The organism is Pseudoduganella sp. OTU4001, from assembly GCF_038440195.1.
Lineage (GTDB): Bacteria > Pseudomonadota > Gammaproteobacteria > Burkholderiales > Burkholderiaceae_D > Rugamonas.
In genome coordinates, this window is record NZ_JASATG010000013.1 from 42,647 (window position 1) to 63,700 (window position 21,054).

Sequence of the window (21,054 nt, forward strand, 5' to 3'; positions counted from 1 at the left end):
AAAGCTTAAGCACGAACTATATTTCAACCATTAGAATTCTGGCAATGAAAATCCATCACCTGCTCTTCGCCCTCGGCGTCTGGTACGCCGCACCGCTGCATGCCGGCACGGCGAGCTTCTCGCCCGCACAACTGCAGCAGGATCTGCAATTCCTGCGGCAAGCCATTGAAAACACCCATCCTGATCCAGCTTTGCGTTCGGGCCGGGCGGTCTATGAGCAAGCCTTCAAGGCGGCCCAGGCGCGGCTGCAGCAGCCGCTGTCGCGCGACGAGGCGTGGCGCGCGCTGGCGGCCATGAACCCGGTCTTCAGCGATGCCCACATGGGTGTGGTCTTTCCTGACTGGCGCTCGGAGACGCGCGCATACCTGGCGGCGGGCGGCCGCTTGTTCCCGTTCGAAGTCGCCATTGACGGTCTGGGCCGGCTGGTGATCACGGCCGCGCTGGGCGGCGGCGCCAGTGCGCTGGCGGGCCGGCAGGTGGACAGCATCAACGGCGTCCCTGCCGCACGGGTGCTGGCCGAACTGGGAGCGCTGGTGCATGGCGACACGCCTGCCTTCCGCAACAAGATACTGGAGCGGCGCCTGTGGCTGTATTACTGGAAACGCTATGGCGCAGTGGGGCAATTCACTCTGGGCATTGGCGGCAAGTCGCTTAGCATGCCTGCGGCGTCGGCGACGCCGGCCGTGATGGCGCGCGACACGTCGTTCGAACAGACCTTCCAGTTCCGCCTGCTGCCCGGTGGCGTTGGCCTGCTGACCGTCAACGATTTCAGCTGGCCGGACAAGAAGCTGTTCTACGCCTTTACCGAGCGCGCCTTCACTACGCTGCGCGAGGCCGGCGCGCAGACCCTGCTGATCGATGTGCGCGAGAACACGGGCGGCGATGACGATATGTGGAAGACCGGCATCCTGCGCTATATCGCGGACAAGCCTTATCGCAACGGCTCCAGCTACATCAAGAAGGTGATCGCGGGCCGCGCCGGTCCCGGTGAAAAAGTCGGCGATGTGGTGACGGGCCAGGTCGACAGCTGGGTGCAGCCGGAACCGGCGCACCCGCTGCACTTCAATGGCAAGGTGTTCGTGCTGGTGGGCGACATGACCTACTCATCCGCCATCCTGTTCAGCAATACGGTGCAGGACCACGGCTTTGCCAAGCTGGTGGGCGCTGGCGGTTATGCCTATGTGCGCCAGACGGGTGGCATCCAGAAACAGCACCTCCTGCCCCACACCGGGCTGGAAGTGGTGGTGCCGCGCTTTGTGCTCGACCGCCCTTCCGGCAAACGCGAGCCGGCGCTGGTGCAGCCGGATATCGTGCTGGCCGACGATCCGTTCGACCGCCAGGCGCTGGTCAATGCGCTACTAAAGCATCCTGCCGCAACAGGGAATTGAAGTAGCTGCGTGCCGCCAGCAGGCAGGGCGCGCCGGCCATGCGTGTGTGGTAGTTCTCCATCAGCAGCTCCTGCACGCTGCGGCCGGATTTGGCCGCCTCCTCCTTCGCCCGCTGCGCGACTTCGTCACGGATCAGGCCGAACGCCAGCCGGGACAAGCGGAAGTCGTCGGGCGCATCCTGCTCCTCCAGATCCACCACGGTCGGCGGTGCGCCATGCTGGCTGAAGTATTCGGCCGCTGCCGTGGCGTTGAAGAACGGTACCGACGGGTCCTTGCTGCCGCCGCATAGCAGCAGCGGGCTTTGCGGGACATAGTTGCGCAGATCATTCTTCAGCATCCACTTGCGCAGGTTGTTGGCTGGCATGCATTCACTGCCATCGCAGGGATTGGCAGCCACATCCTGCAGGTAAGCTTCGCGGTAGCTGGTGCGCACCAGGTGCGGCTGCGCATCGCGCGCGAACAGGGCGCGCTTGGGCAGCTTGCCCTGCTTGACCAGCTCCCGCGGTTTCAGGCGGCTGGGCAGCAGCGATTCGATGCCGTTGGCGTACTGGCTTTCGTACAGCTCGTCCGGCTTGCTGTAGATGGCGGCGCCGGCGCGCTGGGCGGAAGTGGCGATCAGCGGCAGGTACAGCGTGATGCCGGCACTCGGTGCGCCGCCAAACACCATGTCCGCAAAACGCGCCATGGCGTAGGGGCCGGACAGGCCGGCGGCGGCGGTGACCTTGAATTCGCTGCCGTGCTGCATGGCGCGCTGGGTGGCCAGCGCAACATAGCCGCCTTGCGAGTAGCCGGTCAGGAACAGCTGGGGTCCAGACTGGGCTTTCAGCTTCACCATCGCAGTGCGGGCGGCGCGCAGGGCGTCGATCATGTCGGCCGCCTGCTGCTCGGCGTTCAGGTAGGGATGGTAGGACAGCGAGGAGCCCTCGTAACCCGCGTAATTGGGCGCGACGACGATATAGCCCTGCGCCGTGAACAAGGCCGCCACCAGCTTCGCTTCGCCACGCAGGCTGGCCATATTGTGGTCCTTGAGGGGCGAGGTGCCGTGGGCGTACAGCAGCACCGGGCGCGGGCCCTGGCAGGCCGGGTCTTTGCCGGATGGCAGCATCAACGCCGTGCTGGCGTCGGTCGGTTCGCCGCTGCCGCCAACGGTTGAATAACGCAGGCTATAGGTGGTGATGGTGCAGCGCGGCTTGCCGGCCACGTCGGCCAGGGCGTCGCCGGCTTTTTCCAGCACTTCGGACAGCATGGCCGGATCGATACGCTTGGAGGTGGTGAAGACGCCGGTCTCGATGCGCGACAGCGTGGGACCGGACAACAGCGTGCCGCGCTCGAAGACGAGCATGCTGCGGGCGCCGGATGAGGACTCTGCGGCGAACGCAGGCGCAGCCGCAGCGACAGCAACCAGCAGGGCAAAGGCGATGCGGGACATGGCAGCCTCCTCACTTGCGCAGGAGGCGGGCTGCCCCGTTGCGGTTACGTTTTCAGGAAACGTTCGATGATGCCGGTCGAGCCGAAGGCGGCACGGCGCAGACGATCGTTGACGCCCAGCCAGGCATCATCGGTCGGCGGTGCTTCCACCAGGATCAGATCAACTTGCTGCTGGTCCATGGCGCGCAACGCGGCATACACACCATAAGCATACCCCTTTGGCTCGGCAGGCAGCGCCACATTTGGCTGAGCGTCCGGGAACGGCGTGTAGTGGATCAGCGCGGCACTACGCCCACGCAGCTTGAGTTCTGCAAGGGTTTTTTCGATGTCGCCGGTTGGCAACAGCGCCACCGGCGCCTTCGGTGCGTAATGCGATTCCAGCGTGCCGGAAGCGCGCGGTGCGGCCTGGTCGGGCTGGGCCACCAGGATGCCGATCACGGTGGCGATTTGCATCGCGGTAATGTGGCCGGGGCGCAGCAGCACCGGACCATGCGTGCCCAGGCGCGACAGGTCGAGGATGGTGGACTCGATGCCGACCTGGCTTGAACCGCCATCGAGGATGGCGGCCAGGCGCGGGTCATCGCCAAACTCATCGCGCACATGCTGCGCGGTGGTCGGGCTGACGTTGCCGAACTTGTTGGCCGACGGCGCAGCGACGCCGCCCTTGCCGCCCTTGAAGGCTTTCAGCAGCTCCATCGCCACCGGGTGCGATGGGCAGCGGATGCCGACCGTATCCTGGCCGCCGGAAACGGCGTCAGGAATGTGGGCGTTGCGCTTCAGGATCAGGGTCAGCGGGCCAGGCCAGAAATGCTTTACCAGCTCGCGCGCTTCGTCCGGTACATCGGTGGTCCAGTAATCAAGATCGGCGCCGGGGGCGACGTGCACGATCACCGGATGGTCTTGCGGGCGGCCTTTGGCGGCGTAGATCTTGGCAACGGCTTCCGGGTTTTCGGCATCCGCACCGAGGCCGTACACGGTCTCGGTGGGGAACGCCACCAGGTCGCCAGCCTCCAGTGCGGCAGCTGCGCTGGAGATGTCGCGGGATGCGGCGTCGCTCATGGCTCGATACCCAGGATGGCGCAGGCAGCGGTGTGCTGCTGCTGCGCTTGCGCCAGCGTCGGTGCGACGAAGGTCAGGTGGCCCATCTTGCGGGCGCGGCGCGGTTCTTCCTTGCCGTACAGGTGCAGGTTGGCGCCTGGCAGCGCCAGCACCTTGTCCCACGCCGGTTCGCGCACGGTGTCGCCGTCGTACCAGATATCGCCCAGGATGTTCAGCATCACGGCCGGCGAATGCTGGCGCACATCGCCCAGCGGCAGGCCGGCCATGGCGCGCACTTGCTGTGCGAACTGGCTGGTGACGCAGGCGTCGATGGTGTAGTGGCCGCTGTTGTGCGGACGCGGCGCCATCTCGTTCACGACCAGCGAGCCATCCGCCAGCACGAAGAACTCGATGCACAGCACGCCCACGTAACCCAGCTCCGCCACCAGCGCCTGCGCTGCATGCTGCGCCTTGGCAGCGCAGTCGGCGGTGATGTTCGGGCCCGGCACGGTGGTGGTGAACAGGATGCCGTCGCGGTGGACGTTTTCGGCGATCGGATAGACCACCGACTTGCCGTCGGCGCCGCGCGCGGTCAGCACCGACACTTCATACGCCAGCGGCAGCATCTTCTCCAGCAGGCAGGTGACCTTGCCCATGCCTTCGAAGGCGGCGCGCACGTCGTCGCGCGACTTCACACGCACCTGGCCTTTGCCGTCGTAGCCCATGCGCACGGTTTTCAGGATGCCTGGCAGCAGGTCTTCACTGATGGCGTCGATGTCGGCATCGGTGGCGATCACCTTGTGCGGCGCAGGCATCACGCCCGATTTGGCGGCGCTGGCGACGAAGAAGCTCTTCTCCGCGATACGGTCCTGCGCCACGGACACGCCGTGCGCATTCGGCGCCACGAAGACCGATTGCGCCAGGCGCGACAGGCTGTCGGCCGGTACGTTCTCGAACTCGGTGGTGACGGCCACGCATTGCGCAGCCAGTGCATCCAGGCCGGCGGCATCGCTGTAGCCGGCGTTGATCAGGCGGTTGGCGGCCTGCCCCGCAGGGCAGTCAGATGCCGGCTCCAGCACGGCCACGTTGTAGCCCATGCTCTGCGCGGCGTGCGCGAACATGCGGCCAAGCTGGCCGCCGCCCATCACACCAAGCCACGACGGAGGGTTCTTCACATTACTCATAACGGCAGGGTCATTGCTTTGGCGACGTTGGTTTGCGCCACACGGAACTCTTCCAGCTTGCCGGCCAGCGCGTCGTCGGTGGTGGCGATGATCGCCACGGCAGTCAGGGCCGCGTTGGCGGCGCCCGCTTCGCCGATGGCGAAGGTCGATACCGGCACGCCCTTCGGCATCTGCACGATGGACAGCAGCGAGTCTTCGCCGCGCAGGTACTTGGACGGCACCGGCACGCCCAGCACCGGCACGATGGTCATTGCAGCGACCATGCCTGGCAGGTGGGCCGCGCCGCCGGCGCCGGCGATGATGGCACGCAGGCCGCGCTCGCGCGCGCTCTTGGCGTAGGCATACATCTCGTCCGGCATGCGGTGGGCGGAGATCACTTGCGCTTCATACGGCACGCCGAACTGTTTCAGCATGTCGACGGCGTTCTTCATCACGTCCCAGTCCGAGGACGAGCCCATGATGATGCCGACCAATGGTTTGTTGTCCGACATGGCTTATACCTTCAGCTTCTCGCCGGTCAGGCGTTCGATGGCTTCGAAGTACTTGGCCTGGGTCTTTTCGATCACTTCCGCTGGCAGGGCTGGCGCCGGCGGAGCCTTGTTCCAGTCTTTCAGGGTTTCCAGGTAGTCGCGCACGAACTGCTTGTCGTAGGACGGTGGCGAGATGCCTGGACGGTAGGAGTCGGCCGGCCAGAAACGCGAGGAGTCGGCGGTCAGCACTTCGTCCATCAGGTGCAGCACGCCGTTGTCGTCCAGGCCGAATTCGAACTTGGTGTCGGCGATGATGATGCCCTTGGTGGCGGCGTAGTCGGCAGCGGTGGTGTACAGCTTGATCGCAACGTCGCGGATCTTGGCGGCCAGTTCGGCGCCGATTTTCTTTTCCATCTCTTCGAAGGAGATGTTTTCGTCGTGTTCGCCCAGGTCGGCTTTGGCGGCCGGGGTGAAGATCGGGGCTGGCAGCTTGTCGGCTTGCTGCAGGCCTTCCGGCAGCTTGATGCCGCAGATGCTGCCAGTCGCCTGGTAGTCTTTCCAGCCGGAGCCGATGATGTAGCCACGTACCACTGCTTCCACCAGGATTGGCTTCAGGCGCTTCGCGACGACTGCGCGGCCTTTCACCTGGTCTACTTCGTCGGCTGCCACTACGGACTCAGGGCTTACGCCGGTCAGGTGGTTGGGGACGATGTGGCCCAGCTTCTCGAACCAGAAGTCGGACATCTGGTTCAGGACCATGCCTTTACCAGGGATCGGTTCGTTCATCACAACGTCGAAGGCGGACAGGCGGTCGGTGGTGACAATCAGGATCTTGTCGTCGCCAACGGCGTAGTTGTCGCGCACTTTACCGTGGCCGAGCAGAGGGAGGGATTTGATGGAGGATTTGTACAGGCTGTTCATGGCGGGGGCTATCTTGAGATTTTTGAACCGGTAAACCTGGGTCTGACCCAAGGGTCAGACCCGACCGGCGGCGGCTGCGTGTCTGGGTCAGACCCTTGGGTCTGACCCTGCCTTACCGGTTTAAATTACTTAACGATCTGGGCCAGCTCACCGGCCTTGTAACGCTCAGCCATCTTCTCCAATGGAATTGGCTTGATCAGCGACGCACGGCCTTCGCAGCCGAACGACAGGAAGCGCGCCTTCACCACTTCTTCCGCAGCAGCGCGGGCTGGCTTCAGGAAGTCGCGCGGGTCGAACTTCGATGGGTTCTCGAACATGTACTTACGCACAGCGGCGGTCATGGCCAGACGGATATCGGTGTCGATATTGATCTTGCGCACGCCGTGACGGATACCTTCCTGGATCTCTTCCACCGGCACGCCGTAGGTTTCCTTCATATCACCGCCGAATTCGCGGATGATCGCCAGCAGTTCCTGAGGAACCGACGACGAACCGTGCATCACCAGGTGGGTGTTAGGAATGCGTGCGTGGATTTCCTTGATGCGGTCGATCGCCAGGATGTCGCCGGTTGGCTTGCGGGTGAACTTGTAGGCGCCGTGCGAGGTGCCGATCGCGATGGCCAGCGCATCGCACTGGGTCTTCTGCACGAAGTCGGCAGCTTGCGCCACGTCGGTCAGCAGCTGTTCGCGGGTCATGGTGCCTTCCGCGCCGTGGCCGTCTTCCTTGTCGCCCTTCATGGTTTCCAGGGAACCCAGTACGCCCAGTTCCGCTTCCACGGTCACGCCGATGGAGTGGGAGAACTTCACCACTTCGCGCGACACGTCGACGTTGTACTCGTAGGAAGCCACGGACTTGCCGTCAGCCATCAGCGAGCCGTCCATCATCACCGACGAGAAGCCGGAGCGGATTGCAGCCATGCAGACTGCCGGCGACTGGCCGTGGTCCTGGTGCATGACGACAGGGATGTGCGGGTAGGCTTCGATCGCTGCGTCGATCAGGTGACGCAGGAAGGCTTCACCAGCGTACTTACGCGCGCCGGCGGAAGCTTGCATGATCACCGGCGCGTTGACCGCGTCGGCAGCGGCCATGATGGCCTGCACTTGCTCCAGGTTGTTGACGTTGAAAGCCGGGATGCCATAGCCGTGTTCAGCGGCGTGGTCCAGCAGTTGACGCATGGATACGAGGGACATGGTAGTACTCCAAACAATAAAGAAATCGTTAGCGTTCGTTATCGAGCCGAATCGGCGCGGTGAGTAAACTCACCTACTTTCACGATACGCAGTGCGTTCGTGCCGCCCACCTTGCCCATCGGCGCACCCCAGGTAACCACAATCATATCGCCCTTCTCGGCGATACCCTGTTTTACCAGGAGGTCTTCAGCGGCGCGCAACACGACGTCGGTCGGCGCGTCCTGCATCAGCTGGTGGGTGCGTACGTTACGGTACAAGGCCAGCTTACGCTGGGTAATGGTGCTCGGCGTGAGCGCAATAATCGGGGTGTCGATGTTGTGGCGGCTCATCCACAGCGCGGTGGAGCCGGATTCGGTCAGGGCCACAATCGCCTTCACGCGCAGGTGGTGCGCGGTGAACAGGGCGCCGTAGGCGATCGACTGGTCGATACGGGTGAAGCGGGCGTTCAGGAAGTCCGCTTCCTGCTTGTTGTATTCGGAACTTTCGGCTTCGGTACAGATGGCCGCCATCATTTCCACGGTTTCCACCGGGTATTTGCCGGAAGCGGTTTCGGCCGAGGCCATCACCGCATCGGTACCGTCCAGCACCGCGTTGGCCACGTCCGACACTTCGGCGCGGGTCGGCACGGCGTTGAAGATCATCGACTCCATCATCTGGGTCGCGGTGATCGCAATCTTGTTCGACTCGCGCGCCATACGGATCATGCGCTTTTGCAGCGCCGGCACGGCGGCGTTGCCTACCTCAACAGCCAGGTCGCCACGGGCCACCATGATGCCGTCGGAAGCGTTCAGGATTTCCTGCAGCGCAGGGATGGCTTCCGCGCGCTCGATCTTGGCGATCATCATCGGCTTGAAGCCAAACGGCTCGCCGGCGATATTGGCCAGCTGGCGCGCCATTTCCATGTCGGTGGCGTTTTTCGGGAAGGAGATCGCCAGGTAATCTGCCTGGAACGACATCGCAGTCTTGATGTCTTCCATGTCCTTGGCGGTCAGGGCTGGCGCGGTCAGGCCGCCGCCCTGGCGGTTGATGCCCTTGTTGTTGGACAGCTCGCCGCCGATCTTCACGGTGGTGTGGATTTCGCTGCCGTTGATCTTGTCCACGGTCAGCACGATCAGGCCGTCGTTCAGCAGCAGTACATCGTTCGGCTTGACGTCGGTCGGCAGGTTCTTGTAGTCCAGGCCGACGCGCTCCTGGTTGCCCAGTTCGCCGTTCTCGCCCCACTTCGAATCGAGGATGAACTTGTCGCCCTTGGCCAGTTCGATCTTGCCGTTTTCAAACTTGCCCACACGGATCTTCGGACCCTGCATGTCGGCCATGATCGCCACTTCCTTGCCGCACTCGGCAGCCGCCTGGCGCACCAGCTTGGCGCGGTCGATATGGTCCTGCGCCTTGCCATGCGAGAAGTTCAAGCGGACCACGTCCACGCCTGCCTTGATCATCTGGATCAGGATATTCAGGTCGGTCGATGCTGGGCCGATAGTTGCGACGATCTTGGTACCACGTGCCATGAAGGTTTCCTTCGTGTTGAGCTTGAAAAAGTTCAAAAGGCGCCTTGCGGGCGCCTTTTACCATGTTACTGCGCGCGTTGCGCCAGGATTTCCACTGCCGGCAGGGTCTTGCCTTCCAGGAATTCCAGGAAGGCGCCGCCGCCGGTGGAGATATAGCCGATCTTGTCGGTGATCGCGTATTTCGCAATCGCTGCCAGGGTGTCGCCACCACCGGCAATCGAGAAGCCCTTGGAGTTGGCGATGGCCATGGCCAGGGTCTTGGTGCCTTCGCCGAACTGGTCGAACTCGAACACGCCGACCGGACCGTTCCAGACAATGGTGCCGGCTTCCGCGATTTGCGCGGCCAGCTTGGCGGCGGTCTTGGGACCGATGTCCAGGATCATGTCGTCGTCGGCCACATCAGCCACGGCCTTTACGGTAGCAGCTGCGGTTGGCGAGAATTCCTTCGCGCACACCACGTCTTCCGGAATCGGCACCTGCGCGCCGCGGGCGGCCATGATGTCGATGATGGCCTTGGCTTCAGCGACCAGGTCCGCTTCCGCCAGCGACTTGCCGATCTTCAGGCCGGCAGCCAGCATGAAGGTGTTGGCGATGCCGCCGCCGACGATCAGGTTGTCCACCTTGTCGGCCAGCGATTTCAGGATCGACAGCTTGGTCGATACTTTGGAACCGGCCACGATGGCCAGCAGCGGACGGGCTGGCGCGCCCAGGGCCTTGCCCAGCGCATCCAGCTCAGCGGCCAGCAGCGGACCGGCGCAAGCGATCGGTGCGAACTTGGCGATACCGTGGGTGGTGGCTTCGGCGCGGTGTGCAGTGCCGAAAGCATCGTTCACGTACACGTCGCACAGCTTGGCCATTTTCTCGGCCAACTCATCGGAGTTCTTCTTTTCGCCCTTGTTGACGCGGCAGTTTTCCAGCAGCACCACCTGGCCGGCGGCGACTTCCACGCCATCGACCCAGTTCTGCTTCAGCTCTACCGGCTGGCCCAGCAGCTCGGACATACGCTTGGCGATCGGCGCCAGGCTGTCTTCGGCCTTGAACTCGCCCTCGGTCGGACGGCCCAGGTGGGAGGTCACCATGACCTTGGCGCCAGCGCCCAAGGCTGCCTTAATCGCCGGAATCGAAGCACGGATGCGGGTATCTTCGGTGATATTGCCCGCATCATCTTGCGGCACGTTCAGATCTGCACGGATAAAGACGCGCTTGCCTTGCAGCGCATTGTGCGCCACCAGGTCTTCCAGACGGTTGAATTTCAGCATTGGTTACTCAAGGGTCATAATTGGAAAGACCGCTATTTTACCTTAAGCCGCGCCCCGTTACCCGCTTGTTAACCTCGGGTAAAGCCGATATTTAGTTGTCAGACTGGAAAGTCGGTGCCAGGTCTGTCAAACGGGCAAAAGCAGGCGGAGCGCGGTAAAGCAGGCCATGCCGAAAATGATCGTCTCGAGCATGTTGCGGCGGGCCAGGTAGTAGGCAATGGCGGCAATGCCGGCGATTAGCTTGTAGTTATGGAAGCCAAACTCGATCGTGCCTTGCGCGCCAAGCAGCAGGTCGGGGCCGATGATGGCGGCCAAGGCGCACGAGGGCGCGTAGCGCAGCATCTCCTGCACGCGGGTCGGGATCGAGACGTGCTCGCCGATTACCCAGAACGAGGAGCGGGTGATGGCGGTGGCGATGGCCAGGGCGAGAATCGTCAGCCAGATTTCAAGATCAGACATTGGCGGCCTTCCGTCGTTCGATTTGCTCTTCAATCACCATGGCGGTGACCATGCCGACAATCACGGCGGCCAGCAGGCCCAGCTTGTATGGCAGTTCGTGCGCGAGGACGGCGGTGCCGGCGGCGACCAGGGCGCCCACCAGCGCCGGGCGGGTAGCGACCATCGGTACGGTGATGCAGACAATCGCCAGCGTGCCGGCAAAACCCAGCCCCCATTCGGCCGGCACCGCGCTGCCGAGGAAAATGCCGGCAATCGAACCCGCCTGCCAGGCAAACCAGTTGGGATACAGCAGGCCACGCAGGTAGGACACTTTGCCCTCTGCCGGCTTTTCACTCGGATAGCGTTGCAGGAACATGGCGGTGGTCATATCGCCGGCGCCGTAGCCAAGCAGGAAGCGGCGCAGCACGGGCAGCTTGGCAAAATGCGGCGCCAGCAGCGCGGCAAAAATCACGAAGCGCAGATTAACCACCACGGCGGTCAGGAAAATCACCCAGATCGGGGCGGCCGCAGCAATCAGCGGCAGCGAGGCGAGTTGCGCGGAACCTGCGAAGACAACCAGGGTCATGCCCAGCGCCTGCATCACGGTGAGGCCGGATTTGACCATGGCGACGCCGACCACCAGCCCCCAGGCGCCAATCCCGAACAGGGTCGGGGTGCCGTCTTTCAATCCTGCTCGCCAGGAGGGTTCGTGGTGGGCCGCTACATCGGGCTCGCTATCGGGATGACTCATGTGGTGTATATGCCACGGCTTCGCTGGCTGCCATGTCGGAAACCCGACATTTTACCGGTGAATTCTTATCATTGCGCGGATGGATTAAAATCTTGGTTTTTGATATCGCGGAGTGTTATAAGATGAGCAACGCCACCCAGCCAGTCGAACTCGATGGTAAAGACCTGCCGGCCTACTGCCCTAATCCGGCCATGCCGCTGTGGTCTTCGCACCCGCGCGTGTTCCTGGACTTTAAGCATGGCGAAGCGAAGTGCCCCTACTGCGGCACCCAGTACAAACTGAAGCCTGGTACCGAAGTCGGCCACCATTAATCACACCCGGAGCCCGGATGGCAGCGCGTAAACACCAGAATGGCAGTGCGGCAGAAGTCGAAGCAGCCTTTTACGATGCCTTGAACCGGGCCGACCTGGAAGCCTTGATGGCGCTGTGGGCCGATGATGAAGAAATCGTCTGCGTCCACCCTGGCGGGCCGCGCCTGATCGGCCATGCGGCGATCCGTGCCTCCTGGGCTGCACTTTTGGAACATGGCGGCCTGCAAATCCGTCCTTCCCAGCTGCACGAGACACACAACCTGATGAGTTCGGTGCATACTGTCATCGAGGGCGTCACTGCAGCGAGCGGCGAGCCGGCGCACCTGATTGCGACCAATGTGTACGTTAAGACACCGAAGGGTTGGCGCATTGTGTTGCATCATGTCTCTGTAGCGCCGGGAGCCGTTCCCGTCGATCCGCGCGCTCAAATTCTGCACTAAAAAAAGGGGGATCGTGCCCGCTGGGACGATCCCAGCCGCGCCATGAACTACATCGCCCCTTTCTGGCTGCCAAGCGGCCACTTACAGACCATCTATCCGGCGACCTGCATCGCCAAGCCCGACGTCGGTTTCCGGCGTGAACGCTGGCAGACGCCGGATGCGGATTTCATCGATGTCGATTTCGTCGACGGCCGCCCGGGCCAGCCCTTTGTGGTGCTGTTCCACGGACTGGAAGGGTCGTCCGACAGCCATTACGCGCGTGCGCTGATGGCGGAAATCTCGCGCCGCGGCTGGTCGGGCGCGGTGCCGCATTTCCGTGGCTGCTCGGGGGAGCCTAACCTGGCGCCGCGCTTCTACCATTCTGGCGACTCCGGCGAACTCGATTGGATCATCCGCCGCCTGCACCCGCGTGCAACGGGCCGCTTCTACGCATGCGGCGTGTCGCTCGGTGGCAACGTGCTGCTGCGCTGGCTGGGCGAATCGCAGCACCAGGCGGAGTTTGTCGATGCGGCGTGCGCGGTATCTGCGCCGCTGGATCTGGCGCAAGGCGGCAGTGCCTTGTCGCGCGGCTTGAGCCGCCTGTACACGCGCATGTTCCTGCAAACACTGAAACCAAAGTGCGTGGCCAAGCTGCAGCAGTTCCCGGGCCTGTTCGATCTCGATGCGCTGATGGCGGCGCAGGACCTGCACTCCTTCGATAACGTGGTGACGGCGCCTTTGCACGGCTACCGCGATGCGGACGATTACTGGGACCGCGCCAGCGCCAAGCACGTGCTGACCGATATCACGGTGCCGACCCTGGTTCTGAACGCAAAGAACGATCCGTTCATGCCGGGCGCCTACCTGCCGCGCAAGGCGTCGCGCCAAGTGGTGCTGGATTATCCTGAAGAAGGCGGCCACGTGGGCTTTGCCACCGGCCGCATGCCGGGCAGCCTGGGTTGGCTGCCGCTGCGCATGCTGAACTTCCTGACCGCCACTGAAATGGCGGAGGTGTAGGCGATGGACGAAATCGTCAAGCAGGCCATGGCCAAGTGGCCCAACGTGCCGCATTGTTACGGCTGGCTGGGCCTCGACGCGCGCGGCAACTGGCGCATGCGCGATGAACGCGCGCAGCATTTCAACGAAGCGGGCGACAAGCTCACCAACCCCGCGCTGGTGGGCTTCATCACGCGCAACTACCAAAGCGATGAACGTGGCTGCTGGTATTTCCAGAACGGTCCGCAGCGAGTCTACCTTAACCTGGAGGCGACGCCCTTCATCGCCCGCACCGATCCGGCGCAAGGCTTTGTGCTGCATACCGGCGTGCCGCTGGGCGAGGTGGATGCGGCCTGGCTGACCGAGGCCGGCGAGCTGCTGCTGCGCAGCGGCGCTACGCTGGCGCAGTTGGATGACCGCGACTTCGCGCAGGTGCTGCCGATGGTGGAACTGAATGGCCGCCCGGTAGGCGATAACGCGCTGCTGGCCTGGCTCGACGCAGCGGCCAACGATCCGGCCGGCCTGTCGCCGCTGACCCTGCGCATCGGCGATCGTGCGGTGCCGCTGGCGGCCATGGCGCGCGACAGCGTCGCAACCACCTTCCGCTTCGAGCGCCTGCCGCAGCCGGCTTAGTCTTTGTCCTTCTTCTTATCGCCCATCATCTCGCGGCGCTTGGCTTGCAGCTCGCGCTCGCGGGCGTCGATCACGGACTGGTCGTAGTAGGTGGCGTCCGGCGCCTTGCGGGCCAGGGCCAGCTGGTCGAGCGCGGCCAGCACGCCGCCCAGCAGGACGTACGATTCCGCCAGCGAAATATGCTGCAGGGCGATCTTGCCTTGCTTGGCGTAGGCCTGCGCCAGGTAGTCGTGCAGCTCGGGTTCGCGGCGGTACATCTGCAGCTGGTCGCGCAGGAAGCGCGTGGCTTCCTCGTATTTTCCGCCCTTGATCAAAGCATCCGAGTACTGCCACACAAGGCCGCGCGATAGCGGGAAGCGGGCTTGCGCCGACTTGGCTTCGTCAATGGCGGCGGCGATCACTTCCGGCCTGGTCTCCTGCGCCAGTTTGATTTCAAGCGACATATAGGCCAGGGCCGAATCGGTGGTGCCGCGCGGGATCGGGGTGCTGAAGGCGCCCGGGATCGGCGGCTTGTCGATGGTGGCGATTGCTTTGTCCAGCCATTCCCGGGCAGCGGCGTATTCGCTGCGCTTGAGCGCGACCATGGCCAGACCGTACTGCCCTGCGGCGACATTCTGGCGCCCGGGCTGCAGGAGCTGGTTGCGGAATACGGCCTCGGCATCGGACAGCCCTTTGTTGCTTTCGTCCTGCAGCACGCGCGCACGGGCGCGCACCAGGTGGAAGTCCATGCCGTCCACGCGCGGGCGGAAATTCTGTTCGCGGATGCGGGCCTGGATGTCGGCGATACGTTCGCTGGTCAGCGGGTGGCTCATCAGCCACGGCGGCAGCAAGTCGCTGTACAGGCGCGTGCTGGCCTGCATGCGCTGGAAGAAGGCCACCATGCCGCTGGAGTCATAGCCCGCCGCATTCATGATCTGGAAGCCGACGCGGTCGGCCTCGCGTTCTGCGTCGCGGCCGAAATTCAACTGGCGCTGGATCGCCAGGCCCTGCCCGCCCATGAATACGCCGATCGCGGCGTCGGGACTGGATTTGGCTGCCAGTGCGGCCAGCAGCATTGCCGCCAGCGGGATCAGTGCATCGTTCTTTTGCGCGCCCAGCTGGCGTGCGATGTGGCGCTGCGCCACGTGGCCGATTTCGTGCGACAGCACGGAGGCCAGTTCGGATTCGGTCTGCGCCGCCAGCAGCAGCGCGGAGTGCACGCCGATATAGCCGCCCGGCATGGCGAAGGCGTTCAGGTTTTTGTCGCGGATCGCGAAGAAGTAGTAATCGAGGTTGGCGTCGCCGCGCGCGCCGGGCCGTGCGTCCACCAGCTTGCTGCCGAAGGCATTCAGGTATTCGATGATGGGCGGGTCATCCAGGTAATCGCGCTCGAAACGCAGGCCCTGCATGATCTCTTCGCCCAGGCGCTTCTCCATCACCGGCGACAGGTCCTCGCGCGAGGCGTCGCCCAGGGTCGGCAAGTCAGGCTGCTGCTGCGCCTGCCCCGCCGGAGCGGCGATCAGCAGGCTGGATACCAGAGCCGCCAGCAAAGGGCGGCGAAAATGTAGTGCATTCACAGTGCTATCATACCCGTTCAACAAGAGACTCTCGCGATGACCGAACACCTTACTCATTTTGACGCTGCCGGACAGGCCCATATGGTCGATGTCGGCGCCAAGGCCGAAACCCACCGCATTGCCGTCGCCACCGGCAGCATCCGCATGAAGCCGGAAACGCTGGCGCTCATTCTATCGGGAACGGCCAAGAAGGGGGATGTGCTCGGCATCGCGCGCATCGCAGCCATCATGGCGTCCAAGCGCACGGCCGACCTGATCCCGCTATGCCATCCGCTGGCCCTGACCCGCGTCGCGGTGGACTTTACCACTGATGAAGCCAATAGCGCGGTGCATTGCCGCGCGCAGGTGGAAACCTATGGCAAGACCGGTGTGGAAATGGAGGCCCTGACTTCGGTGCAGGTGGGCCTGCTGACCATCTACGATATGTGCAAAGCGGTCGACCGCGGCATGACCATGACCGATATCCGCGTCACGGAAAAAGCCGGCGGCAAGTCGGGCGACTGGAAAGCCTGATGCTGCGCCGCGCCGCCCTCGCCTGCTGTCTGGCACTGCTGGCCGCTTGCGACGATGGTGGCGCTGGCGGTGCGGCCAGCGTCGCCAACGTTGAATGGCACCGCCAGGACCTGAACGCGCAGATATCGCGCTGGCAGGCGATCGCGCCGACGCCTTCCGGCTTGATGCTGGGAGAATTCGACCGCAACTGGAAACCGACCGCCAACGGCGCCGGCGACCTGACACTGCACAGCCGCGTGGTCTACACCATGCTGGTAGGCTATGAGGCCAGCGGCGACCAGCGCTATCTGGAGGCGGCGCGGCGCGGCACCGATTTCATGCTCGAGCATTTCCGCGACCGCGAATTTGGCGGCTTCTACCAGCGTGTCGATGCAACGGGCAAGGTGATTGGCGCGCACAAGAATGCTTACGGCCATGCATTTGCGCTGCTGGCCCTTTCGCATGCGGCGCGCGTGACCGGCGAGGCGAAGTACAAGGAGGCGGCGCTGGCGGCCTGGCGCGATATCCGCGACAAGCTGCGCGAGCCCGGCGGCGGCTTGCGCATGGGCGGGCCGCGCGACTTCATGACGGGCCCCAGCAAGGGCTATTCGCAGAACCACCTGATGCATATGTTCGAGGCCCAGCTGGCCCTGATCGAAGCCACCGGCGACCAGTCGGTCGTGGCCGATGCGCGCGAACTGGGCGACTTCGTGCTGAACAAACTGATGCAGGGCCTGCCGACCGGTGGCGCCTATATTCCGGAGTGGTATGACGGGAATTGGCAACCATTGAAAGACGGCAACGGCTATATCGACATCGGCCACCAGTTCGAATGGAGCCACCTGCTGCGCACGGCGGAACGGCGCGGCTTGCCGCCGATCTATACCGATGTGGCGGACCGCTTGCTCAAGTATGCGGTGGCCAACGGCTACGACGAGCAGGACGGCGGCATCTATGCCCGGGTCTATGCCAACGGCGAAGTGGACCGGCGCAAACTCTGGTGGCCCCAGGCCGAGGCGATGCGGGCCTTCCTGGCGGTGCCGGAGCGGCCAGACATGGTGCGCAGGTACCAGGAAACACAGGAACTTGTTGACAAGGAGTTCCTGGACCACGAGCATGGAGGATGGCTAATCGGGGCGCGCAAGAATTGCAGCACTGCCGATTGCAGCAAACTTCAGCCGGACCCTTATCACCTGGTCGGCTTGCATTGGACAGTCCTGTCAACTAAACAATAATTGATACCTTGCGTTATTGTACAATAAGCAATTGCTTACGAATGGACAATAACTAATGGCGGGCGAAAGCAAATTGCAGGAGTACGCGTTTGAGCAGATGAACCTGCAGGTAGGCGGGCGCATCCAATTGATCACGCACCGCACCTTACGTCCCGTCCAGCACTTCTCCACCGTGATCGGCTGGGTCAAAGACGAGTATATGATCGTCAAGATTCCTCAGGAAAACGGCATGCCCATCGCGATCAGCGAAGGCGACAAGCTGACTGTGCGTGTCTTCTCCGGCGTCAATGTGTGCTCTTTCTCGACCGTGGTGCAGCGCGTTTTCCTGCGGCCGCTGATGTATGCCCACGTGAGCTTCCCTACCGATATCCAGGGCACCAGCCTGCGCGCGGCGATGCGGGTCAAGGTCGATATTCCGGCCCAGATGATCCGCGACGATGGCCATCACGCTTCGGTGTTCCTGGTCAACCTGAGCGTCTCCGGCGCCCTGGTCGAGTCGGCCACGCCGGTCGGCCGCGACGGCGATCTGGTGCAGCTCGACTTTACCCTGCTGGCGCCGCCGGATAACCGGCAAGTGGTGATCCATACGCCGGCGCTGATCCGCAATGCCAGCGTGGCGCAGTCGCAAAAAATGGAGGGGAAGGATGTGTTCAGCTACGGCGTGCAGTTCACCAACCTCGACCCTGCCCACTTCACCCTGCTGCAAAACCTGACCTACGAGGCCATGCTGGCCGACCGGCAAAAAATCGTGTGAGCTGCCGCCAATAAAAAAAACCGGGCCGAAGCCCGGTTTTTTATTCGATACGCTAGCGATTAGGTACCGGAGGCAGCTGCTGCGCAAGCAGTTGCTGGGTTATTCTTTTCAATTGCTGCTTTTGGTACGGCTTCGGTGATGTCGGTGGTGTTGTACCAGGTCACGTTAGCTTTGCCGCCAGTCAGGCCGCATGGGGTCATGGTGATCTTCTTGCCAGCGGTCACGCCTTTACCCAGGTCAGCCAAGGTCAGTTCCACGACGCCGCTGGTGGTGTCGAAGGAAACCGCGGTCACTTCTTTGGTTGGGTTGAAGGCTGGAACCACACCGGCGCCGATGCCGCAACCGGTCAGAGTACCGCCAGCTTCCTGTGCGCAGGTGCCGACCGCGGTCTTCACTGGGTCGACTGCGGACAGCGCGTTACCGATCTTGGCTTTCAGGGTGTAGTCGGAGTAGGCTGGGATTGCCACTGCGGCCAGGATACCGATGATAGCAACAACGATCATCAGTTCGATCAGGGTAAAACCGGCTTGAGCCTGACGCTTAATCATTTTCATGGATTTCATTTTGCTACTCCTTCAGGTAAGAAACTAAAATTGGGTGGGACACTTGGGTATGAGCAATCGGTGTGCCAGCCTTTTTTGCCTAAAATTTGAGCAAAATGTCCCCAAAATTGTCACAGATTGTCACTTTTGGGATGCATGCTGACGTTTTTTGTCGCAGCGCTGACAAAAAACGGCAAAAAAAGACCGGGCCACTGGCCCGGTCTTTTCAGGAAGCTACTGATTAAGAGCCGGTGGCCGCGCAAGCAGTTGCTGGGTTGTTCTTCGTGATCACGGCCAGAGGGATGGCTGCGGTGACGGTGGAGGTGTTGTACCAGGTCACATTGGAGCGGGTACCGTTCAGCAGGCCGCAAGGGGTCATGGTGATGGTCGCGCCGTCAGTCACGTTTTTACCCAAGGCCGACAGGGTCAGCGTGAGGACGCCGGAGCCATCCATGGTCACGGTCTTGACTTCTTTGGTTGGATTGAAAGCTGCAACGCCAGCGCCCAGGCCGCATGCGCCGATGTCACCGCCATTTTCGCCGAGGCAAACGCCAAGGTTTTTCTTCACAGCGTCGACCGAGTCCAGCGCCACGTTGATTTTCGACTTCAGGGTGTAGTCGGAGTAAGCAGGGATTGCCACTGCGGCCAGCACGCCGATGATGGCGACAACGATCATCAGTTCAATCAGGGTGAAGCCGGCTTGGGCTTGTTTTTTCATCATTTTCAGGGATTTCATCTATTCAACCTTATAGTGGATAACTAACAATAGTTACTACATATTTAGTAACAGCAATTGCCGTGCCAACCACTTTTACCCCAAAACAACTTGTTTTTTGACAATTATTGTCAGTTTTTGCAACTCTTACTGACAATCTTTGTCAAAACACATTAACTATTGTTTTGAAAGTAACAATAATTGTCAATTAAGATTGACGAAACGCCATCTGGATGCCGCTCAGGTCGAGCACGTCGCCGGCCTTCAGGCGCTGGGGCTGGCGCGCCAGTGGCGCACCGTTCAGGAGGGGGGATTTGTCGCCTTCCACATGGGCGGCGGAATAGCCGTCGGCGGCGCGGGCGATCACGACCACCTGGACACCGGGACGGCCAAGGCTGGTCACCGCCTTGGTCAGGCTGAGGGTCTTGCCGCTATTGCTGCCATTCAGGACTTCGATGTGGCCGAGCGGCAGCTGGGCCGACTCGGAAACCGGCGCCGGCGGCGGGGCCGGCATGGCGGGGACGGTGGCGGCGGCAGCGGCCAAGGGGCGGATGCCGTCGGCGATGAATTCGAGGTGGTACTTGGCCATCTTGATCACGTCCTTGTTCTGCAGGAAGTGCTTGCCGATACGGTGGCCGTTGACGAAAGTACCGTTGGTGCTTTGCAGGTCTTCCAGGAAGGAGTCGTCCAGGATGGTGGTGATGATGGCGTGCTCGCCGCTGACCGCCGGGTGGGCCAGGACGATGTCGTTATGCTTGTGGCGGCCAACGGTCATGCGCTCCTTGGTGAGCTGCACCGTTTGCTCTACGATTCCTTCACGCATGACGACGAGTTTTGCCAAACTTTTCTCCTTTAAACCGGTAAACCTGGGTCAGACCCGAGGGTCAGACCCAAAAACGAAAAAGGGGAGCCGGAGCTCCCCTTTATCATACAGCTAATATTACAGCATTGCCTTCAGCAGGCGGCCCATTTCGGATGGGTTCTTGGTAACCTTGATACCGCAGGCTTCCATGATTTCCAGCTTGGCTTGCGCGGTGTCGTCGCCGCCCGAGATCAGCGCGCCGGCGTGGCCCATGCGCTTGCCTGGAGGAGCGGTCACACCGGCGATGAAGCCAACCACTGGCTTCTTCATGTTGTCCTTGATCCAACGGGCTGCGTTGGCTTCGTCCGGACCGCCGATTTCGCCGATCATGATCACCGCGTCGGTGTCAGGATCGTCGTTGAACATGCGCATCACGTCGATGTGCTTCAGGCCGTTGATCGGGTCACCGCCGATACCAACTGCCGAAGACTGGCCCAGGCCCAGGGCGGTCAGCTGAGCAACCGCTTCATAGGTCAGGGTGCCGGAGCGCGATACCACGCCGATACGGCCCTTGCGGTGGATGTGGCCTGGCATGATGCCGATCTTGATTTCGTCTGGAGTAATCAGGCCTGGGCAGTTTGGGCCCAGCAGCAGGGTCTTGGAACCGGCTTTGGCCATGCGGTCCTTGATTTCCATCATGTCGCGCACTGGGATGCCTTCGGTAATGCAGATGGCCAGGTCCAGTTCAGCTTCCACGGCTTCCCAGATCGCAGCGGCTGCGCCTGCTGGTGGAACGTAGATCACGGAAACGGTGGCGCCGGTTTCCGATGCTGCTTCCTTGACGGAGGCGTAGATTGGGATGCCTTCGAAATCTTCGCCGGCTTTCTTCGGGTTCACGCCAGCGACGAAGGCTTCCTTGCCGTTCGCGTATTCGCGGCACATACGGGTGTGGAACTGGCCGGTCTTGCCGGTGATGCCCTGGGTGATGACTTTGGTGTCTTTGTTGATCAGGATAGACATATCG

23 protein-coding genes are annotated in these 21,054 nt (G+C 62.5%); 8 read left to right on the forward strand and 15 right to left on the reverse strand.

Annotated elements, in window-relative coordinates; all coding sequences use genetic code 11:
* Positions 1-44 precede the first annotated feature (44 nt).
* Positions 45-1,388, forward strand: coding sequence for a S41 family peptidase (locus AAHE99_RS13805; RefSeq protein WP_342117926.1), 1,344 nt, complete (start codon positions 45-47; stop codon positions 1,386-1,388).
* On the opposite strand, the gene AAHE99_RS13810 is transcribed toward AAHE99_RS13805, so the two are convergent.
* The 10 genes from AAHE99_RS13810 to AAHE99_RS13855 form a co-directional block, all read right to left on the reverse strand.
* Entirely contained in the window at positions 1,348-2,817 is a 1,470-nt protein-coding gene (locus AAHE99_RS13810; protein WP_342117927.1) for an alpha/beta hydrolase family protein, read from the reverse strand. The two genes, AAHE99_RS13805 and AAHE99_RS13810, sit on opposite strands and share 41 nt — an antisense overlap.
* Before the next feature lie 44 nt (positions 2,818-2,861).
* Entirely contained in the window at positions 2,862-3,875 is a 1,014-nt protein-coding gene (locus AAHE99_RS13815; RefSeq protein WP_342117928.1) for an L-threonylcarbamoyladenylate synthase, read from the reverse strand.
* On the reverse strand, positions 3,872-5,038 hold the full coding sequence (locus AAHE99_RS13820; protein WP_342117929.1) for a 5-(carboxyamino)imidazole ribonucleotide synthase: 1,167 nt from the start codon (positions 5,036-5,038) through the stop codon (positions 3,872-3,874). The genes AAHE99_RS13815 and AAHE99_RS13820 overlap by 4 nt, the downstream gene beginning before the upstream one ends.
* A complete protein-coding gene (gene purE, locus AAHE99_RS13825) occupies positions 5,035-5,529 on the reverse strand; it encodes a 5-(carboxyamino)imidazole ribonucleotide mutase (RefSeq protein ID WP_342117930.1) in 495 nt (164 codons plus the stop codon). Before purE ends, AAHE99_RS13820 begins: the two co-directional genes overlap by 4 nt.
* Before the next feature lie 3 nt (positions 5,530-5,532).
* Positions 5,533-6,429, reverse strand: a complete 897-nt coding sequence (locus AAHE99_RS13830) for a phosphoribosylaminoimidazolesuccinocarboxamide synthase (RefSeq protein ID WP_342117931.1) — start codon at positions 6,427-6,429, stop codon at positions 5,533-5,535.
* 125 nt (positions 6,430-6,554) lie between these two features.
* A complete protein-coding gene (fba, locus tag AAHE99_RS13835) occupies positions 6,555-7,619 on the reverse strand; it encodes a class II fructose-bisphosphate aldolase (protein WP_342117932.1) in 1,065 nt (354 codons plus the stop codon).
* A gap of 38 nt (positions 7,620-7,657) precedes the next feature.
* On the reverse strand, positions 7,658-9,127 hold the full coding sequence (gene pyk, locus AAHE99_RS13840) for a pyruvate kinase (protein ID WP_342117933.1): 1,470 nt from the start codon (positions 9,125-9,127) through the stop codon (positions 7,658-7,660).
* A 65-nt stretch (positions 9,128-9,192) separates the two neighbouring features.
* Positions 9,193-10,386 carry a phosphoglycerate kinase gene (locus AAHE99_RS13845; protein WP_342117934.1) on the reverse strand — a complete coding sequence of 398 codons (1,194 nt, stop codon included), beginning with the start codon at positions 10,384-10,386 and terminating at the stop codon, positions 9,193-9,195.
* 126 nt (positions 10,387-10,512) lie between these two features.
* A complete protein-coding gene (locus AAHE99_RS13850) occupies positions 10,513-10,845 on the reverse strand; it encodes an AzlD domain-containing protein (RefSeq protein ID WP_342117935.1) in 333 nt (110 codons plus the stop codon).
* Positions 10,838-11,575 carry an AzlC family ABC transporter permease gene (locus AAHE99_RS13855; RefSeq protein ID WP_342117936.1) on the reverse strand — a complete coding sequence of 246 codons (738 nt, stop codon included), beginning with the start codon at positions 11,573-11,575 and terminating at the stop codon, positions 10,838-10,840. The genes AAHE99_RS13850 and AAHE99_RS13855 overlap by 8 nt, the downstream gene beginning before the upstream one ends.
* 122 nt (positions 11,576-11,697) lie before the next feature.
* On the opposite strand from AAHE99_RS13855, the gene AAHE99_RS13860 reads away from it, so the two are divergent.
* The 4 genes from AAHE99_RS13860 to AAHE99_RS13875 are packed head-to-tail and all read left to right on the forward strand — an operon-like array spanning position 11,698 to position 13,934.
* Positions 11,698-11,886 carry a zinc-finger domain-containing protein gene (locus AAHE99_RS13860; protein ID WP_155454666.1) on the forward strand — a complete coding sequence of 63 codons (189 nt, stop codon included), beginning with the start codon at positions 11,698-11,700 and terminating at the stop codon, positions 11,884-11,886.
* 17 nt (positions 11,887-11,903) lie between these two features.
* Entirely contained in the window at positions 11,904-12,326 is a 423-nt protein-coding gene (locus AAHE99_RS13865) for a YybH family protein (RefSeq protein ID WP_342117937.1), read from the forward strand.
* 42 nt (positions 12,327-12,368) lie between these two features.
* Positions 12,369-13,322 carry a YheT family hydrolase gene (locus AAHE99_RS13870; RefSeq protein WP_342117938.1) on the forward strand — a complete coding sequence of 318 codons (954 nt, stop codon included), beginning with the start codon at positions 12,369-12,371 and terminating at the stop codon, positions 13,320-13,322.
* A gap of 3 nt (positions 13,323-13,325) precedes the next feature.
* Positions 13,326-13,934, forward strand: a complete 609-nt coding sequence (locus AAHE99_RS13875; RefSeq protein WP_342117939.1) for a DUF2946 family protein — start codon at positions 13,326-13,328, stop codon at positions 13,932-13,934.
* Here the strand turns inward: AAHE99_RS13875 and AAHE99_RS13880 are convergent.
* Complete coding sequence (locus AAHE99_RS13880) at positions 13,931-15,547, reverse strand: beta-barrel assembly-enhancing protease (RefSeq protein ID WP_446728924.1); 1,617 nt, start codon at positions 15,545-15,547, stop codon at positions 13,931-13,933. The genes AAHE99_RS13875 and AAHE99_RS13880 overlap by 4 nt on opposite strands.
* On the opposite strand from AAHE99_RS13880, the gene moaC reads away from it, so the two are divergent.
* The 3 genes from moaC to AAHE99_RS13895 are packed head-to-tail and all read left to right on the forward strand — an operon-like array spanning position 15,527 to position 17,971.
* The gene (moaC, locus tag AAHE99_RS13885) at positions 15,527-16,003 is read left to right on the forward strand and encodes a cyclic pyranopterin monophosphate synthase MoaC (RefSeq protein WP_342117941.1); all 477 of its coding nucleotides are present in this window, start codon (positions 15,527-15,529) and stop codon (positions 16,001-16,003) included. The genes AAHE99_RS13880 and moaC overlap by 21 nt on opposite strands.
* The gene (locus tag AAHE99_RS13890) at positions 16,003-17,217 is read left to right on the forward strand and encodes an AGE family epimerase/isomerase (RefSeq protein ID WP_342117942.1); all 1,215 of its coding nucleotides are present in this window, start codon (positions 16,003-16,005) and stop codon (positions 17,215-17,217) included. Before moaC ends, AAHE99_RS13890 begins: the two co-directional genes overlap by 1 nt.
* A 55-nt stretch (positions 17,218-17,272) precedes the next feature.
* On the forward strand, positions 17,273-17,971 hold the full coding sequence (locus tag AAHE99_RS13895; RefSeq protein ID WP_342117943.1) for a flagellar brake protein: 699 nt from the start codon (positions 17,273-17,275) through the stop codon (positions 17,969-17,971).
* A gap of 59 nt (positions 17,972-18,030) precedes the next feature.
* On the opposite strand, the gene AAHE99_RS13900 is transcribed toward AAHE99_RS13895, so the two are convergent.
* From AAHE99_RS13900 to sucD, 4 genes are all read right to left on the reverse strand, one after another.
* Positions 18,031-18,534: a pilin gene (locus AAHE99_RS13900; RefSeq protein ID WP_342117944.1), complete on the reverse strand. Its 504-nt coding sequence runs from the start codon at positions 18,532-18,534 to the stop codon at positions 18,031-18,033.
* 220 nt (positions 18,535-18,754) lie between these two features.
* Positions 18,755-19,249, reverse strand: coding sequence for a pilin (locus tag AAHE99_RS13905; protein ID WP_342117945.1), 495 nt, complete (start codon positions 19,247-19,249; stop codon positions 18,755-18,757).
* 187 nt (positions 19,250-19,436) lie between these two features.
* A complete protein-coding gene (locus AAHE99_RS13910) occupies positions 19,437-20,069 on the reverse strand; it encodes an FHA domain-containing protein (RefSeq protein ID WP_342117946.1) in 633 nt (210 codons plus the stop codon).
* Positions 20,070-20,168: 99 nt separating this feature from the next.
* Entirely contained in the window at positions 20,169-21,050 is an 882-nt protein-coding gene (gene sucD, locus AAHE99_RS13915; protein WP_342117947.1) for a succinate--CoA ligase subunit alpha, read from the reverse strand.
* Between the last annotated feature and the right edge of the window lie 4 nt (positions 21,051-21,054).